The 16,773-nt window shown below is 67.8% G+C and carries 15 protein-coding genes and 1 tRNA gene; 9 read left to right on the forward strand and 7 right to left on the reverse strand.

What is annotated here, in order from left to right; translation table 11 throughout:
* Positions 1-107: 107 nt before the first annotated feature.
* Together OEJ37_RS23315 and OEJ37_RS23320 are read left to right on the forward strand one after the other, a co-directional pair.
* Positions 108-1,613, forward strand: coding sequence for a DUF1800 family protein (locus OEJ37_RS23315; RefSeq protein ID WP_263345983.1), 1,506 nt, complete (start codon positions 108-110; stop codon positions 1,611-1,613).
* A 67-nt stretch (positions 1,614-1,680) separates the two neighbouring features.
* A complete protein-coding gene (locus OEJ37_RS23320; protein WP_175920217.1) occupies positions 1,681-2,901 on the forward strand; it encodes a DUF1501 domain-containing protein in 1,221 nt (406 codons plus the stop codon).
* Positions 2,902-2,911: 10 nt separating this feature from the next.
* Here OEJ37_RS23320 and hpnD read toward each other — a convergent pair whose 3' ends face one another.
* Positions 2,912-3,745, reverse strand: a complete 834-nt coding sequence (gene hpnD, locus OEJ37_RS23325) for a presqualene diphosphate synthase HpnD (RefSeq protein ID WP_174421668.1) — start codon at positions 3,743-3,745, stop codon at positions 2,912-2,914.
* Between the two features lie 238 nt (positions 3,746-3,983).
* Here hpnD and OEJ37_RS23330 point away from each other — a divergent pair.
* Together OEJ37_RS23330 and OEJ37_RS23335 are read left to right on the forward strand one after the other, a co-directional pair.
* Positions 3,984-4,070, forward strand: a tRNA-Leu gene (locus OEJ37_RS23330).
* Positions 4,071-4,263: 193 nt separating this feature from the next.
* Positions 4,264-4,566 (forward strand): hypothetical protein, encoded by a 303-nt coding sequence (locus OEJ37_RS23335; protein WP_244130842.1) that lies wholly within the window; start codon positions 4,264-4,266, stop codon positions 4,564-4,566.
* Between the two features lie 83 nt (positions 4,567-4,649).
* On the opposite strand, the gene OEJ37_RS23340 is transcribed toward OEJ37_RS23335, so the two are convergent.
* From OEJ37_RS23340 to OEJ37_RS23355, 4 genes are all read right to left on the reverse strand, one after another.
* Complete coding sequence (locus tag OEJ37_RS23340; protein WP_152857543.1) at positions 4,650-4,880, reverse strand: hypothetical protein; 231 nt, start codon at positions 4,878-4,880, stop codon at positions 4,650-4,652.
* A gap of 118 nt (positions 4,881-4,998) precedes the next feature.
* Positions 4,999-6,108 carry a class II histone deacetylase gene (locus OEJ37_RS23345; protein ID WP_263345989.1) on the reverse strand — a complete coding sequence of 370 codons (1,110 nt, stop codon included), beginning with the start codon at positions 6,106-6,108 and terminating at the stop codon, positions 4,999-5,001.
* A gap of 16 nt (positions 6,109-6,124) precedes the next feature.
* A complete protein-coding gene (locus tag OEJ37_RS23350; RefSeq protein WP_263345991.1) occupies positions 6,125-7,333 on the reverse strand; it encodes an MFS transporter in 1,209 nt (402 codons plus the stop codon).
* Positions 7,334-7,353: 20 nt separating this feature from the next.
* A complete protein-coding gene (locus tag OEJ37_RS23355; RefSeq protein ID WP_263345994.1) occupies positions 7,354-8,400 on the reverse strand; it encodes a porin in 1,047 nt (348 codons plus the stop codon).
* 302 nt (positions 8,401-8,702) lie between these two features.
* On the opposite strand from OEJ37_RS23355, the gene OEJ37_RS23360 reads away from it, so the two are divergent.
* Positions 8,703-9,848 (forward strand): helix-turn-helix transcriptional regulator, encoded by a 1,146-nt coding sequence (locus OEJ37_RS23360; RefSeq protein ID WP_263345996.1) that lies wholly within the window; start codon positions 8,703-8,705, stop codon positions 9,846-9,848.
* A 98-nt stretch (positions 9,849-9,946) separates the two neighbouring features.
* Positions 9,947-10,945, forward strand: a complete 999-nt coding sequence (locus OEJ37_RS23365) for a 2-dehydropantoate 2-reductase (protein WP_263345998.1) — start codon at positions 9,947-9,949, stop codon at positions 10,943-10,945.
* 197 nt (positions 10,946-11,142) lie between these two features.
* On the opposite strand, the gene OEJ37_RS23370 is transcribed toward OEJ37_RS23365, so the two are convergent.
* Both OEJ37_RS23370 and OEJ37_RS23375 read right to left on the reverse strand, forming a co-directional pair.
* The gene (locus OEJ37_RS23370) at positions 11,143-11,592 is read right to left on the reverse strand and encodes a MarR family winged helix-turn-helix transcriptional regulator (RefSeq protein WP_174421662.1); all 450 of its coding nucleotides are present in this window, start codon (positions 11,590-11,592) and stop codon (positions 11,143-11,145) included.
* A 62-nt stretch (positions 11,593-11,654) separates the two neighbouring features.
* A complete protein-coding gene (locus OEJ37_RS23375) occupies positions 11,655-12,800 on the reverse strand; it encodes a glycerate kinase (RefSeq protein ID WP_263346002.1) in 1,146 nt (381 codons plus the stop codon).
* 385 nt (positions 12,801-13,185) lie between these two features.
* Here OEJ37_RS23375 and tig point away from each other — a divergent pair, with 385 nt between their 5' ends.
* The 3 genes from tig (at position 13,186) to clpX (ending at position 16,764) form a co-directional block, all read left to right on the forward strand.
* On the forward strand, positions 13,186-14,532 hold the full coding sequence (gene tig, locus OEJ37_RS23380) for a trigger factor (protein WP_072437148.1): 1,347 nt from the start codon (positions 13,186-13,188) through the stop codon (positions 14,530-14,532).
* Positions 14,533-14,672: 140 nt separating this feature from the next.
* Positions 14,673-15,326 carry an ATP-dependent Clp endopeptidase proteolytic subunit ClpP gene (gene clpP / locus OEJ37_RS23385; RefSeq protein ID WP_010092137.1) on the forward strand — a complete coding sequence of 218 codons (654 nt, stop codon included), beginning with the start codon at positions 14,673-14,675 and terminating at the stop codon, positions 15,324-15,326.
* A gap of 166 nt (positions 15,327-15,492) precedes the next feature.
* Positions 15,493-16,764 (forward strand): ATP-dependent Clp protease ATP-binding subunit ClpX, encoded by a 1,272-nt coding sequence (gene clpX, locus OEJ37_RS23390; protein WP_006489345.1) that lies wholly within the window; start codon positions 15,493-15,495, stop codon positions 16,762-16,764.
* Positions 16,765-16,773: the final 9 nt, after the last annotated feature.

Below are 16,773 nucleotides of genomic sequence, written 5' to 3' on the forward strand. Positions count from 1 at the left end.
ACACACCGCGCCGAAAAAATTCGTAGCACTTTTTCCGTCAACTTTCGCCTGCCGATTGCCGTTGTACCGGCATCCGCACCGCCGGTGCGTTCCGGGAGTCCATGACGATGAAAGCGAACGCTGCCGCACCGGCGCCGTCGCCCGCTATGCAGTCGACGCTCGACGCCGACGATGCGCTGTTTTTCCTGAGTCGCACCGGTTTTTCTCCCGCGCCCGCCGAGGTTGCGCGCATCGTCGGCATGACACGCGCGCAGGCGGTGGCCGACACACTCGGCAATGTTCGCCGCGAACCCGTCACGGCGTGGCCCGACTGGATCGCCGAGCTGCCGCCGACGCGCGCGCAGCGCCAGGCGCTGACCCCCGACATGCGGCGCGACGAGCAGCGCGAGCGCGATCGCCGCTACGAGGCGTTGCGCGCGGCGTGGGTCAACGAGATGGTCGTGACGCCGTCGCCGCTGACCGAACGCATGACGCTGTTCTGGCACGGGCACTTCACGTCGGGGCAGGACAAGGTGCCTTATCCGCAAACCATGGCCGCGCAGAATGCGCTCTTTCGCCGCGAGGCGCTCGGCAACTTCGGCACGCTGCTGCACGCGGTCGCGAAGGATCCGGCGATGCTGCAGTATCTCGACGGCGCGAGCAATCGCAAGGGGCGCCCGAACGAGAATTTCGCGCGCGAGGCGATGGAGCTGTTCACGCTCGGCGAAGGGCATTACACGCAGTACGACGTGACCGAAGCCGCGCGCGCGATGACGGGCTGGACGATCGATCCCGATACGCTGCGCTTCGAGGTGCGGCCCGAATGGCACGACGCGGGCGACAAGACGATTCTCGGCGAGACGGGGCCGTTCGACGGCGACGGCTTTGTCGACATCCTGCTGAAGCGTCCCGGCACCGCGCGCTTCATCGTCGGCAAGCTGTGGCGCGAGTTCGTGTCCGATACGCCCGACGCGGGCGCGCTCGATAGCCTGGCCGAACGGTTTCGCGCGAGCGGCTACGACATTCGCGCGGCGCTCGCCGCGCTGTGGTCGACCGACGCGTTCTGGGATCCGCGCAACCGCGGCGTGCTCGTCAAGTCGCCGGCCGAGTTCGTCGTCGGGTCGGTGCGGCTGTTCGACGTCGCGTATGGCGATCCGCAGATGCTCGCGAACACCGTGCGCACGCTCGGGCAAAACCTGTTCTATCCACCGAACGTGAAGGGCTGGCCGGGCGGCGCGCTGTGGATCAACAGCACCACGCTGCTCGCGCGCAAGCAGTTCGTCGAGCAACTGTTCCGCGCGACGGAGACGGCCGGCATGCGGCCGCCTGCGCATGATGCGATGGGGCCGCCGTCGAACGCGCGTGCGCACGCGATGCCGGTGGTCGACACGGCGTCCGCCGCCGGCATGCGCGGCGCGCCGGCCAAGCCCGCGCGCGGCGGCCTGCGCTTCGACCTCGAACGCTGGCTGGCGCAATATCGCGCGCGGCCGCAGGCGATTGCGGGATTGTCGACCGAGCTTCAGTTGCAGCATGCGGTGCTGCAACTGTCGCCGGTCGCGGCGATCGACACGGATTCGACCGGCAGTGCGTATCTCGAAGCGCTGCTGATGGATCCGGCCTATCAACTGAAATGATGCAAACGACGACGAATCGGAGCGCCGGAGCGGCCAAGGTGCCGGGCGGTGAACCAAAGGATGCGCGATGAACCGACGTGATTTTCTGACGCTGACGGGGGCCGCTGCTGCGGCGGGCGTGTCGATGTGGCAAGCGCCCGCGCTGGCGGCATCGGGGGCGCCAGCTGGCCGGCAAGCGGCGGCCGGCTATGCGAACGTGCTGATCCTCGTCGAGCTGAAGGGCGGCAACGACGGCCTCAACACGGTGGTGCCGTATGCGGACCCGCTGTACTACCAGTTCCGGCGCAGCATCGGCATCAAGCGCGAGCAGGTGCTGCAGCTCGACGCGCACACCGGGCTGCACCCGTCGCTCGCGCCGCTGATGCCGCTGTGGCGCGACGGGCAGGTCGCGGTCGTGCAGGGCGTCGGCTATCCGCAGCCGAACCTGTCGCATTTCCGCTCGATCGAGATCTGGGATACGGCATCGCGTTCGGACCAGTACCTGCACGAAGGCTGGCTCACGCGCACGTTTGCGCAGGCCCCCGTGCCGCCCGGTTTCGCGGCGGACGGCGTCGTGCTCGGCAGCGCCGAGATGGGGCCGCTCGCGAACGGCGCGCGCGCGATCGCGCTGGTCAATCCCGCGCAGTTCATTCGTGCGGCCCGGCTTGCCGAGCCGTCGTCGCTGCGCGAGCAGAACCCGGCGCTCGCGCACATCATCGACGTCGAGAACGACATCGTGAAGGCAGCCGACCGGCTGCGCCCGCGCGGCGGGATGCGCGAATTCAGGACGGCGTTTCCGGCCGGTGCGTTCGGCACGTCGGTCAAGACCGCGATGCAGGTGCTGGCCGCATGCGAAGCGTCCGGGCCCGGTGCGCAGGATGGCGTCGCGGTGCTGCGCCTGACGCTCAACGGCTTCGACACGCACCAGAACCAGCCGGGGCAGCAGGCCGCGCTGCTCAAGCAGTTCGCGGAAGGGATGAGCGCGATGCGCGGCGCGCTGATCGAACTCGGGCGCTGGAACCAGACGCTCGTGATGACGTATGCGGAATTCGGGCGGCGCGTGCGCGAGAACCAGAGCAACGGCACCGATCACGGCACGGCCGCGCCGCATTTCGTGATGGGCGGGCGCGTGGCCGGCGGGCTGTACGGTGCGCCGCCGGCGCTCGGGCGGCTCGACGGCAACGGCAACCTGCCGGTCGCGGTCGATTTCCGCCAGCTCTACGCGACCGTGCTCGGGCCGTGGTGGGGGCTCGACGCGACGCGCGTGCTGCAGCAGCGCTTCGACACGCTGCCGTTGTTGAAGGCGTGATGCGTCAGGTTCAGCGCCGGCGTGCGGCGCGCCACGCGATCCACAGCTTGCGGATCGGCGTCAGCGCGATGCGCTGGTGCAGCACCTGGTAGCCGTCGCGCTCGATTTCGTCGAGGAGCGCGCCGGCCAATGCGATCTGCGCGCGCAGCGTGCGCTGCGCGCGGCGTTCGGGGGCGGGGATCGCTGCATCGGTGGCCGCGAGCGCTTCGCGCGCGCGCGCCGTCTGGAATTGCAGCAACTCGGTGAAGGCCGGGCTGTAGCGGCGGTTCAGCAGATCGGCCGCGGTCACGTTATAGCGCTGCAGTTCGTCGATCGGCAGGTAGATGCGGCCGTGGCGCGCGTCGTTGCCGAGTTCCTGCACGAATTGCGCGAGCATCAGCGCGCGGCCGGCGTCCGCGGCCCACGGTTGCGGATCGGCCGGGTTCGCGGCGCTGGCGCGCGCGACCAGCGACGCGAAGGTGCCGCCGACCTGCGCGATGTAGCGCTGCAGGTTCGCGAAATCGAGGTAGCGGGCCTGTTCGAGGTCCATCCCGTAACCGTTGACGAGCGTACGCAATGCGTCGGCCTCGGCGGCGATCGCCGGATGATGCTGCGCGAGCGCCTTCGTGACGGGGTGCGACGGCTGAGCGTCGGCCAGTGCCGCGAGTTCCTTGTGCCACCACGCGAGCTTCGTGTGGCCGATGGTCGGGTCGCTGGTTTCCTTGACGGTTTCCTCGAGTTCGCGGCGCAGCGCGAACAATGCCGTCAGGCGCGGCTGCGTGGCGAGTGGCGCCTGACGCAACGCGTAGTAGACGCTGGAGCCCGCGGGGGCGGCCTTTTGCTGACAGTAGTCGTCGAAGTTCACGGGCGGAATCGGGTGGGGGGCGGGTTCGGGGGACGCGCGGCGGCGCGGTGCCGAAACGTCGAGCGCGGCATTCTAGCACCGCTGCACGACGGGTGCCGGCAGGGCGAGACAAGGCCGCACGGATCGGGTAGAATCTCGCGCTCGCCTGATCGGGCGTGCCGGTTTTCGGGCCGGCGGGAAGTGCCGGGTGCGTGGAGTACGCATCTTGCGTGCCGCGCGATCAGGCGACAGAAAATGCGCGTGAGTGGCGAAATTGGTAGACGCACCAGGTTTAGGTCCTGACGCCCGCAAGGGTGTGCCGGTTCGAGTCCGGCCTCACGCACCAGAAGTCGGACCCGCACCCGTCAGGGTGCCGTTCCCGAAAAAGCGCTGCCGGTCGGCTGACCGCAGCGCTTTTTTGTTTCTGTCCGTTCTTTCGTCGGCCTGCCCGGCGCTGTACGAGCGCACAAGGAAATTCGGCCGCATGTAATATCGCGATCACAATTCCTACACGCAGCACAAATCACGAGGGGCCGCCGATGAAGAACGCGGTACGCATGCCGTTTTCCGTTCTGGCGCTGATGCTGGCCGTACCGGCATTTGCTGCCACGCCGGCCGACAACGTCGCATGGAGCACGAGGTCCGTGCCGGCGACCATGGTGACGCCGGACTGTTGCGCCTATTCGGGGTGGCGAATCGGGGGCGATGAGCATTTTTCCGCGGACGCCGCGCTGAAATCGGTCGGCACGATGTTGGCTGTCTCCGCGCTCAGTGTTACCGCCGGACTATTAGGGGGCAGCACGCAATCCGTGCGCGCATGCCGGCATGACAATGGTTCGTGACTGAGCGATAGGCATCGCTGCGTTATTCGATAAGCAAGCGCCGCGCGTCGCCCGACCGCGGCGCTTTGTCGTTTCTGGCGGATCTACTCCCAGAAGCTCCGGATCGCGACCGCCACGATCACCGGCACCGAGAACACCAGCGGGATCGCGAAATACTGCGCTTCGCGATCGACGACCCAGCTATAGATCACCCACGCCGCGCCGATCGCGAACGTGATGAGGCCGACTGCCACGGCGGCGATGTTCAGCACCAGCTTCGAAGGTTGGCGGCGCGTCTTGGCATTGTCGTTGTTATCGCGCGGGGACGATTTCATCGGAAGAGTGCGGCCTCGGGCCGGAACAGGGGTAAAAGCACAGGAAACCCCATCCGCACGGATCGCGCAAGGGCCGGCGCATGCCGGCCCCGTCATGTTCATTCCCGAGCGTTACACGTTATAACCCGAACGACGCAGCCAGTTCGTCGAGCAGCTCGCGCTGGAACGCGACGAACCGCTCGCCCGGCTGCTGCGCGATCGCGAGGTCGAGCATCGGATCGGCGACGTCGGTGCGAATGCCTGCCAGCTCCTCGATGATCGCGAGCCCGCAGAACGGCACGTACGCCTCCGAATAGCCGCCTTCGTGAACGATCACGAGCCGCCCGCCGCAATGGCGCTGCGCGGCATCCTTCACCGCGCGCGTCATGAACCGGTAGCTGTCGGTATGCAGTTGCATGCGTGCGAGCGGATCGACCGCGCTCGCGTCGAGGCCGCTCGCAACGACGATCAGCTCGGGCCGGAAACGCTCCAGCGCCGGCAGCACGATCCGCTCGAATGCGTAGCGATATGCGTCGTCGCCGCTGCCCGCGAGCAGTGGCACGTTCAGGTTCGCACCGACACCCGCGCCTTCGCCGCGATCGTCCGCGCCGCTATAGCCGGGCGGGAAGCAGCGGTCCTGGTGCAGCGAGATCGTCAGCGTGTCCGGATCGTCGTAGTAGATCGACTGCGTGCCGTTGCCGTGATGCACGTCCCAGTCGATCACCGCGACGCGCTCGATGCCGTGTTTCGCGCGGGCGGCCTCGATCGCGATCGGGATGTTCGCGAGCATGCAGAAGCCCATCGGGCGATCGCGCAGGCAGTGATGGCCGGGCGGCCGCGACAGCGAGAACGCATTGGCCGCGCGCTCGCCGACGACCATGTCGACGGCCGCGATCGCGAGGCCGGCGGACAGCGCGGCGATTTCGTAGCTGCCCTTGCCGAACGGCGCGAGATCGCCGAGGTCGCCGCCGTTCGCGTCGCTGAGTGTGCGGAACGCGTCGAGATAGTGCGCCGGATGAATGCGCAGCAGGTCGGCGGTCGTGGCCGGGGCGGCGCTGCGCAGGTCGAGCTGCGCGGCAAGGCCCGAAGCCTGCACGAGCGACAGGAAGCGACGCTTCGAATCGGGCGATTCCGCGTAGCCCGCGCTCGACGGCGGCTGGACCCAGCCGCCGACCGGGAAGAACAGCGCGTGCGTGCCGCCGGTGTGCCAGAAAGTGCGTTCGTCGGTGAAGAAGGTAGTGCGATTCATGGATGTGCGTGACCTGTCACGGTTGGGAGGAAACGGCGGCGCGCGCGCGGCGATCGATATGGCGCAGCGCGGCGAACGAGACGATCGCGACGGCCGTCGCAGCCGCGAACAGCGCGCGCATCGTGCCGCCGGCGTCGAGCATCAGCCCGGCGAGCAGCGGGCCGGCCGCGAGGCCGGCGCCGATCACGAAATTGAGCGTCGCGACGAGGCGGCCTGACGTGTCGATCTGCGCGACGGTCGCGAGGATGAACGGCAGCACGAAGGTCCACGCGAACTTGAACGCGAAGATCGCCACGCTGTAGCCGCCCGCGTGCCGCATTGCGGCGAGTGCGACGAGCGAGGCCGCGAGCAGCACGTAACCGGCGGCCAGCATCGCGCGCCGCGCGAGCCGGCCGCCTGCGCACGACGCGAGCGCCGCACCGATGATTCCCATCACGCTCGCGATCGCGAGCACGTTGCCGGTCGACTGCGGATCGAGCCCGGCATCCGCCGCCGCGCGGCTCGCGAAGGTCCACACGCTGCCGATCGCGAGATAGAACGTCAGTACGGCACCGATTGCGAGCACGACGAAGCTTCGCGGCGTATGCGCCGCCGCGCCGCGCGCGGTTTGCGCGGGTGTCGTCCGCGTGCCGAGCAACGACGGAAAGCCGCGCGACAGCGGTGCCGCGAGCAGCGCGAGCGCGGCGAGCGCGATGTACAGCGCGCGCAGCCCGAACGCGACGAACACGTGCGGCAGCACGAACAGGCCGATCGCGCCCGCGATCAACTGGCCGACGACCCACAGCCCGTATACGCGGTCACTGTTTCTGCTCGTCGCGGCGCTCGTCATGCAGAGCACCATCAGCGAGCCGCCGCCGAGCGCGGTGACGGCGCGCAGCGCGAGCAGCGCGGCGAAGCCCGGCATCCACAGCGCGGTCAGCAGGTTGCCCGCGCCGAACAGCGCGATCGCGAGCGCGGCGACGCGACGCGCGTCGACACGGCCGAGCCACAGGTACGACGGCACGGTCGCGAGGCTGAACGCACCGAGTTCGACGAAGAAGTAGCTGCCGATCTGCGACGCGGACAGCCCGAGCTGCATCGCGAGCTGGCCCGCGACGGCCGGTGCGACGAGCAGCAGCAATGGCGTGATGGCTGCGAACACGACGAGCGCGACGAGCGTCGAGCGCGCGAACGTCGGCGCGTGGCCGTCGGGCGAGCGTGCGGCATCCGGGGACAGGGTTTTCATGGCGGGATCTCGTTGGGGAATCAGAACAGGTGGTACATGCCGACCATCGCGCCGAACTGCGATGCGCCGGCGAGAGGCGTCGGGTCGTATTCGTAGACGGTCTGCGAACTCTGGCCGCTGTTGCGCGCATAACCGAGGTTCACGTACGCGACGGTGCGTTTCGACAGCGCGTACGTGGTGCTGGCGATGAACAGCGTCGGGTGGCCGACCGCCGGCGTGCGCGAGTCGGTGTGGTAGACGCCCGCGTTCAGGCCGATCCCGTTCGAGCTCAGGTAGCGCGTGCCGCCCCAGACGATCGTGCGCGCCGCGTCGAGGTCGCCCGTCAGGCGCTCGATGCCTGCATAGACGGTGAGCGGCAGAGACGCGAACGCATAGCGCGCGGCGAGCGTACCGAGTTCGCGGCGGCGCGCCGACGCGTCGTCGGCCGCCGACACATCGCCGTGCGCCTGATGCAGCACCGCGCTGACCGACAGGCCGTTGCTCGTGTACTGGCCGCCGAGTTCGAGCACGCGTCCGGCGCGCGTATTGCCGGCGACGCCGGCCGTCGCGGCGAGCGCCTCGACATCGAAGCCGGCAAACGTCGGTGACTGGTACTTGATCGAGTGGTCGATGAAGTTCGCGTTCATCGGCACGATCACGCCCTGGCCGCTGTACGACGCGTACCAGAGCGGATCGTAGAACAGCGTCTTGTCGAACAGCACGCTGAACTGTCGGCCGAACGTGACGGTGCCGACGGGCCCCGCGATACCCACGTACGCGCCGCGAAAGAACGCGTAGCCGGGCACGGTCGCGGTGCCGTCGGTGAGGTTGAGGCCCTGTTCGAGCTTGAACAGCGCACGCCAGCCGCCGCCGAGATCCTCGTTGCCCTTCAGCCCGATCTGCGAAGGCAGGATGCCGTAGTTCTGCAACTGCACGGCCGAGTGACGCCCGTCGGCGTGCGTCAGATATTGCACGCCGGCGTCGAGTGCGCCGTACAGCGTGAGGGTCGACTGCGCGTGCGCGGCGGCGCTGCACGCTGCGAGCGTCGCGGCGGCCGCGGCCGTGCGGATGAAGCGGGGTTTCGTCACGGGGGGTTCTCCATACCGTGCTGCATCGGTTTGTCGTTGGTGTTGTCGCGACGCAGTGTCCGCAGCGGGAAAACCTTCGAACAGTCGTACAGATGAACGGTGCGGAAAACCCGCGGTGCGCGGCATGCACGCGGCGCGATGCAGCGGCGCGGCGTGCTGCGGAGCAGCAACGTGCCGCGCACCGTTCAAATGGATGGGGTTGCCGCCGGTTCCTGCACCGTGACCCGCCAAAAAAGCCGCTCGCTATAATCGGCGGTCTGCGTTGCGCGCATCAGCGGCCCGATCGGGCAGGGGAGCGGAAGGTGAGGATCACGACGGACACCGGGCAGGATCTCGAAGCGCTGCGCGACGTGCCGGCCGCCATCGTGCTCGACGAATTCGCGTGGCCGCCGCGGCCGTCCCGTCGTGCCGATTTCGACGGTGTCGCACGCGGCGACGCATCGCAGCGCGAACTCGGGTTGATGCTGCTCGACCTGTACGCGGTTGCCGCGCAGTCCGGCATCGGCGAATTCGAATACCGCTTCTTTACGCTGCTGCAGGCGCTCGTCCCGTTCGACGCCGCATGGACCGGCGTCGCGACGCACGCGTCCACTGGCCCCGTGATGCACAACAGCTTCCTGTACCGCCTGCCGCACGCGTTCTTCGGCGACTGGAAGCGCGTGCGCGACTGCGACCCGCTCGCGCACCGCACGCTGCGCGGCGCGCACGGACGCGCGGTGCGGCTGTCGGTCGTCGAGCCGGGGCTCGATGCACGGTTTCGCGACTGGTGCGTGAAGTACGGGCTCGCGCAACTGATGTGCGTGTGCACGCTCGATCGCCGTTTTGGCTTGACGACGTTCATGTCGATCTACCGCCAGGGCCTGAATCGCCCGTTCAGCGACGACGATGCGCGCCGTTTCGAGGAGGTGATTCCGCATCTCGCGGCCGCGCTCACGATCAATCGCGCCGCGCAGCTCACGCGCGAGCGTGGCGATACGGTTGCACCGGCCGCACGCGCGCTGTGCGACAACTTCGGCGTGCTCCATCACGCCGATCATGGTTTCGACGACGTGTTGCGCGCCGAATGGCCGGCATGGGCCGGCGCGCGCGTGCCGGAGCCGCTCGTCGCGCACCTGCGGCGCCAGTCGGGCCAGCCGTTCGTCGGCGACGCGCTGCGCATCCAGTGCGTGCCCGTCGCGGGGCTGTTCCAGATCGAAGCGCGGCCGCGCTCGCTGCTCGACCGGTTGAGCCCGCGCGAACTGGCCGCGATCCGTTATTACGGCGCCGGCCGTTCGCACAAGGAAGTCGCGCAACAAATGGCGATTTCGCCGACGACCGTGCGCCACTACCTGCGCTGCGCGTACCGCAAGCTCGGCATGCACGACAAGAGCCAGATCGCTGGCGTGCTCGGCGCGACGGGCGGCGCGACCGACGACGAACCTGTGGAAGCCGGGGGCGAGCCGCGCTGAATCGCTCGAACGCGCGCGTTGCACGTTATCGCCGGAATGGTTGTGTCCGCAACCACTGAGCGTTATGCTCGTCAGCTCCCAGGAGACGGAATTCCATCATGAACGACACGAATTCAGGGTCGGTGCGCGCGGCGGTGGTCGGGGTCGGCGCGATCGGCGGATTGCTCGCGGCCGCGCTGTCGCGGGCCGGCATGACCGTCAGCGCATATGCACGCGGCGCGACGCTCGACGCGCTGAACGCGCACGGTGTGCGCGTGATCGACGAGGCGGGCGTCACGTCGTCGGTGCCGGTGCGCGCGAGCGACGATGCGGCCGCGCTGGGCGTGCAGGACTACGTGGTGATCGCGCTGAAGGCGCAGGTGCTGCCGGCGCTGGCCGCGCGCATCGCGCCGCTGGTCGGGCCGGACACCGTGATCGTCGCGGCGATGAACGGGCTGCCGTGGTGGTTCACGCACGGGCTCGAAGGGCCGATCGACGGCGTGCCGCTCGACGCGGTCGATCCGGCCGGCGCGGTGTCGGCGGCGCTGCCGCCCGCGCAGGCGATCGGCTGCGTCGTGCACCTGTCGTCGAGCACCGACGCGCCGGGCATCGCGCGTCGCGGGCGCGGCAACCGGCTGATCGTCGGCGCACCCGATCCGCGGCTCGACACGGCCACCGCACGGTTCGCCGCTGCGCTCGCGGCGGGCGGTTTCGACGTCGAGTCGACGCCCGCGATCCGGACCGAGATCTGGGCGAAGCTGTGGGGCAACATGAACATGAATCCGCTGAGCGCGCTGACGGGGTCGACGGCCGAGCAGTTGCTCGACGATCCGTTCACGCGGGATCTCGCGCTGCGGATGATGGAGGAGGCCACCGCGATCGGCGCGAAGCTCGGTTTGTCGACGGGGATGAGCGGGCCCGAACGGATCGCGGTCACGCGCAAGCTCGGCGCGTTCAGGACGTCGATGCTGCAGGATTTCGAAGCGGGGCGGCCGCTCGAGATCGGGCCGATCCTCGGCGTGTTTCCGGAACTCGGGCGCAAGCTCGATGTGCCGACCCCGTATTGCGACGCGGTGCTCGGGCTGCTGCGCCAGCGCGCGGCCAATAGCGGGCTGTAGCGTCCGCGAGGCTGATGGATTCGCGGTCGTAGTCGCGGGCAACGCGGCGAAGCGCGAGCCTTGCCGGGTGCCGCCGCATGATGCAAAACGGGCCGCCCGGGTCGCTGGTTACGCGGCGCGGGCGGCCCGTCGAATTCGTCGGATCAATGCTGCCGGCGGGGCTCGATCGTCTGCCGATGCCAAGCCCGTCACGCGGCTCAGTCGTCCCGCTCGGTTGCGTGCGCGACGACCTTGTCGAGCAGCCGCTCGAACGTCTGGCGTTCGCTGTCGGACAGACATGCGAGCAACCCGTCGTTCCACTTGCGCACGATCGGCATGATCTTGCGATGCAGCGCGCGGCCGTCGGCGGTCAGCGCGATCAGCACGATCCGGCCGTCCTCGTCGCTCGCGCTGCGCTCGAGCAGCCCCTGGCGCAGCAGCGCTTCGGCCGCGCGGCTCGCCTGGCTCTTGTCGAGATTGGTGTGGCGCGCGAGATCCATGATCGAGAACGGACCGAACGCGCCGACGGCGGCAATCACGCGTGCCTCGGGCAGCGAGATGTCGAGCTTGTGCCGGTACACCTCGCCGATCCCGCGGTCGGATCGCTTCGTGAGCGCGTGAAGGCGATAGGTCAGAAACTGATCGAGCCCGGCTAGACGGCCTTTCATGTCGAATCCTGAAGAAAAAGGGCGGGCCCGATTGTTCCTGTATCGCGCGCTCGGGTCAACGGTCAGTGTGCGCCGTATTTCAGGCGCGTCAATTGCTCCGCTTCGTTCGCGAGCAGGTTCGCCGCGTCGCGGATCGCGACGTCGAGCGTGATCGGCCCGGGAGCCGGCGAGAAGCAGCCGGAAAAATGCTCGGACAGGCGCGGCAGCGCGGCCGGGTCGACCGCACCCGACAGCAGCGACGCCGGCACGCCGGCGGCCTGCGCGTGCCGGCACGCGATGAACGGCGCCTTGCCGTGCAGCGTCTGCACGTCGGAGCGGCCTTCGCCGGTGATCAGCCAGTCGGCTCCGGCGAGCGCCGCGTCGAGCCCGACCTGCCGCGCGACCACTTCGGCGCCGGCTTCGAACTGCGCGCCGAGCATGTGCAGCGCGAAACCGAGGCCGCCCGCGGCGCCGGCGCCGGGCAGGTCGCGGGCGCGTCGGTCGAGCGCGGCTTCGAGCAGGTCGGCGAAATGGCCGAGCGCGGTGTCGAGAGTCGCAACCTGCGCGGATGTCACGCCTTTTTGCGGGCCGAACACGGCGGTCGCGCCGTGCGCGCCCGTCAGCGGGTTGTCGACGTCGGACATGCCGACGAATTCTGTTTCCTTCAGGCGCGGGTCGAGCGCCGACGCGTCGATGCGCGCGATGTCGGCGAGCCGCGACGGCACGGGCTCGACCGGCTGGCCGCCCGCGTCGAAGCACTGCAGGCCGAGGCCCGCGAGCAGCCCGGCGCCCGCGTCGTTGGTGCTGCTGCCGCCGAGCGCGACGAAGAAGCGGCGCACGCCGTCGTCGAGCAGCGTGCGGATCGCCTCGCCCATCCCGCGCGTGCTGCGCGCGTCGACCGGCACGCTCACGCCGACCGGGTCCGTAATGCCGACGACCTCGGCCGTCTCGACGATCGCGGTGCGCGCGTCGATCACGCCGACCGCGGCGTCGCGTGCCGCGAGCGACGCGCCGGCCACCCGCAGCAAGCGCCGCGTGCCGCCGCCGGCCAGCATCGCGTCGAGCGTGCCTTCGCCGCCGTCGGCCATCGGGCAGCAGCGCACGACCGCGTCGGGGCGCGCGCGGCGAATCCCGGTGGCGATCGCGTCCGCGACCTGCTCCGCGGAAAGCGAGCCTTTGAACGAATCGGGCGCGATGACGACGACAGGCGCGGACGGGTGTTGCGGCATGGTGTCTCCGGAAGGCGTGATTGGTGTGAAGAATAATGGGGCGCGACGGCGGCGCACCCTCACTCGGAGCTTACAGGATGGCGGGCCCGTGGTGGATACGGCGTACGGCATAGCGGCGATCCGCGCGCATTGCCGTGCAGGGGGCTGCCGACATGGCGCAGACGCATGCGCGTCGCGCCGAACTGGAGGTGTGAGGAAAATTGTTTGCTAGAATAGTCGATTCTTCCGGCCAAAGCCGTGCTCCGAGCCGCTTGCGCTAGCCATCCGGCGCGTGCAGGGATGGCGTGGCGCTCCGGCGCGGCGTGTATGCGTGACGTGTAGCGCCGCAGGCAGGCACGGCAAGGAAAACCCGATTCGCTCGAATAATTTTAGGACGATTGAAGCCATGGCTAACGTTGTTGAGAACCTCGGCAAGCTTGAACGCCGCGTGACGATTTCCCTGCCGAAAGACACCGTGCAGAAGGAAATCGACGCCCGTATCCAGAAACTCGCGAAGAACGTGCGCATGCCGGGTTTCCGCCCGGGCAAGGTGCCGCTGAAGATGGTCGCGCAGCAGTACGCGGGTCAGGTCGAGGCGGAAGTGCTGAGCGACAAGATCGGCCAGGAGTTCTTCACGATCAGCCGCGCGGAAAACCTGCGCGTCGCCGGCCAGCCGAGCTTCGAGCCGAAGCAGGAGCAAGCCGAAGATGCGTACGCGTTCGACGCGACGTTCGAGGTCTACCCGGAAGTGAAGATCGGCGATCTGGCGACGGCTGAAGTCGAGCGCTCGACGACGTCGATCGGCGACGCCGAAATCGACCGCACGCTGGACATCCTGCGCAAGCAGCGCGTGCACTACCACGCACGCGGCGAAGCCGGCGAGCACGGCGACGGCGGCGCGGACACCGCAGCCAAGAACGGCGACCGCGTGACGGTCGACTTCGTCGGCAAGATCGACGACGTCGCGTTCCAGGGCGGCACGGCCGAAGACTTCCCGTTCGTGCTCGGCGAAGGCCGCATGCTGCCGGAATTCGAAACCGCGGCGCTGGGCCTGAAGGCCGGCGAATCGCGCACGTTCGACCTGAAGTTCCCGGACGACTACCACGGTGCCGACGTCGCGGGCAAGACCGCGCAATTCACGGTCACGATGAAGAAGATCGAGTGGCCGCACCTGCCGGAAATCGACGGCGAATTCGCGAAGTCGCTCGGCATCGAAGACGGCGATCTCACGAAGATGCGCGGTGAGATCAAGGAAAACCTCGAGCGCGAAGCGAAGCGCCGCACGCAGTCCATCGTCAAGAACCAGGTGATGGACGCGCTGCTGAAGATTTCCGAGCTCGACGTGCCGAAGGCGCTGATCGAGCAGGACCAGCAACGTCTCGTCGAAATGGCTCGCCAGGATCTGGCGCAGCGCGGCGTGCCGAACGCGAAGGACGCACCGATCCCGGCCGAGATGTTCGCCGAGCAGGCCGAGCGTCGCGTGAAGCTGGGCCTCGTGCTGGCCGAGCTCGTGAAGTCGAACAGCCTCGAGGCGAAGCCGGAACAGATCCGCGCGGAAGTCGACGAGTTCGCGAAGAGCTACGAAGACCCGAAGGAAGTGGTCCGCTGGTATTATTCCAACCAGCAGCGCCTCGCCGAGATGGAAGCGTTCGTCGTTGAAAGCAACGTCGTCGATTTCGTGCTGGGCAAGGCAAAGGTGACGGACAAGGAAGTGAGCTTCGAGGCACTCGCGAGCGCATCGGCGCAAGCGTAAGTGTCGCTCTAGCGGCGTGCCGGCTGTCGGAGCGACGGCCTGCACGCCGTTTTTACGTCAAGCGCACGGTTGCCATTAATATGGCGATTGAGCGGGCGGCTTCCTTCCGTTCAATTTTCCATTCGAACAAGGTTCATTGAATGATCACTCGCGCTGAATTGCTGGACATGCTTGCTTCGAACGCGCCGCAGGGTTTCGAGGCGCAAGCACTGGGGCTGGTGCCGATCGTCGTCGAAACGAGCGGCCGCGGCGAGCGTTCGTACGATATCTACTCGCGTCTCCTGAAGGAGCGCCTGGTGTTCATGGTCGGCGAAGTGAACGACCAGACCGCGAACCTCGTGGTCGCGCAATTGCTGTTCCTCGAGAGCGAGAATCCCGACAAGGACATCAGCCTGTACATCAACAGCCCGGGCGGGTCGGTGTCGGCCGGCATGGCGATCTACGACACGATGCAGTTCATCAAGCCGGACGTATCGACGCTGTGCATGGGCCTCGCGGCCAGCATGGGCGCGTTCCTGCTGGCGTCGGGCGCGAAGGGCAAGCGCTTCGCGCTGCCGAACTCGCGCGTGATGATCCACCAGCCGCTCGGCGGCGCACGCGGCCAGGCATCCGACATCGAGATCCAGGCGCGCGAGATCCTCTACCTGAAGGAGCGGCTGAACCAGTTGCTCGCGCAGCACACGGGCCAGGACGTCGAGCGCATCGCGCGCGACACCGACCGTGATAACTTCATGTCGAGCGAAGACGCGAAGGCGTACGGGCTGATCGATCAGGTGCTGCTGAAGCGCCCGTAAACTTTTAAGTGGGGTGCCGCCCCGATTCGCGCGGCGCCCCTGCGATGTTCCGCACGCCCTGAGCCTCTGCGGCAAGCGCATCCGGCCGGCTCCGGTCGCGCCCTAGGCGCGGCGTTCGGGGCATTCGGCGTATCATGTCATTTACCTGTCCGGAGGCTCTACATTCATGGCGGACAAAAAAGGTTCGAACAGCGAGAAGCTGTTGTATTGCTCGTTTTGCGGGAAAAGCCAGCATGAGGTGAAAAAACTCATCGCGGGCCCGTCGGTGTTCATCTGCGATGAATGTATCGACCTCTGCAACGAGATCATTCGCGACGAGGCGGCTGCCGCGGGCGTCGAGGCCAGCCTGTCCCGGTCGGATCTGCCGAGCCCGCAGGAAATTCGCGACATCCTCGATCAGTACGTGATCGGTCAGGAGCGCGCGAAGAAGATCCTCGCGGTGGCCGTGTACAACCACTACAAGCGCCTGAAGCATCTCGACAAGAAGGACGACGTCGAGCTGTCGAAGAGCAACATCCTGCTGATCGGCCCGACGGGCTCCGGCAAGACGCTGCTCGCGCAGACGCTCGCGCGGTTGCTGAACGTGCCGTTCGTGATCGCCGATGCGACGACGCTGACCGAAGCCGGCTACGTCGGCGAGGACGTCGAGAACATCATCCAGAAGCTGTTGCAGAACTGCAACTACGAGGTCGACAAGGCCCAGCGCGGGATCGTCTATATCGACGAAATCGACAAGATCAGCCGCAAGTCGGACAACCCGTCGATCACGCGCGACGTGTCGGGCGAGGGCGTCCAGCAGGCGCTGCTGAAGCTCGTCGAGGGCACGATGGCGTCGGTGCCGCCGCAGGGCGGCCGCAAGCACCCGAACCAGGATTTCATCCAGGTCGACACGACCAACATCCTGTTCATCTGCGGCGGCGCGTTCGACGGTCTCGAGAAGGTGATCACCGATCGCACCGAGAAAACCGGCATCGGATTCGGCGCGACGGTCAAGAGCAAGCAGGAGCGCGACGCGGGCGAAGTGCTGCGCGAAACGGAACCGGAAGACCTGATCAAATTCGGTCTGATCCCCGAATTGATCGGCCGCCTGCCGGTGGTCGCGACGCTCGGCAAGCTCGATGAAGCCGCGCTGATGAAGATCCTGGTCGAGCCGAAGAATGCGCTCGTCAAGCAGTATCACAAGCTGTTCGCGATGGAGCGCGTCGAACTGGAGATCCGGCCGGGCGCGCTGCAGGCAGTCGCCCGCAAGGCGATCCGCCGCAAGACCGGCGCGCGCGGTTTGCGTTCGATCATCGAACAGGCGCTGCTCGACGTGATGTACGAGCTGCCGACGATGAAAGGGGTCAGCAAGGTCATCATCGACGAGAACGTCATCGATGGGGACGGCAAGCCTTTGCTGATCTACGAGGACACGCCGAAGGTGGCGGGTTCGAACTGACCGGCTTGC

Source organism: Burkholderia sp. BKH01, assembly GCF_025685725.1.
GTDB lineage: Bacteria > Pseudomonadota > Gammaproteobacteria > Burkholderiales > Burkholderiaceae > Burkholderia > Burkholderia pyrrocinia_C.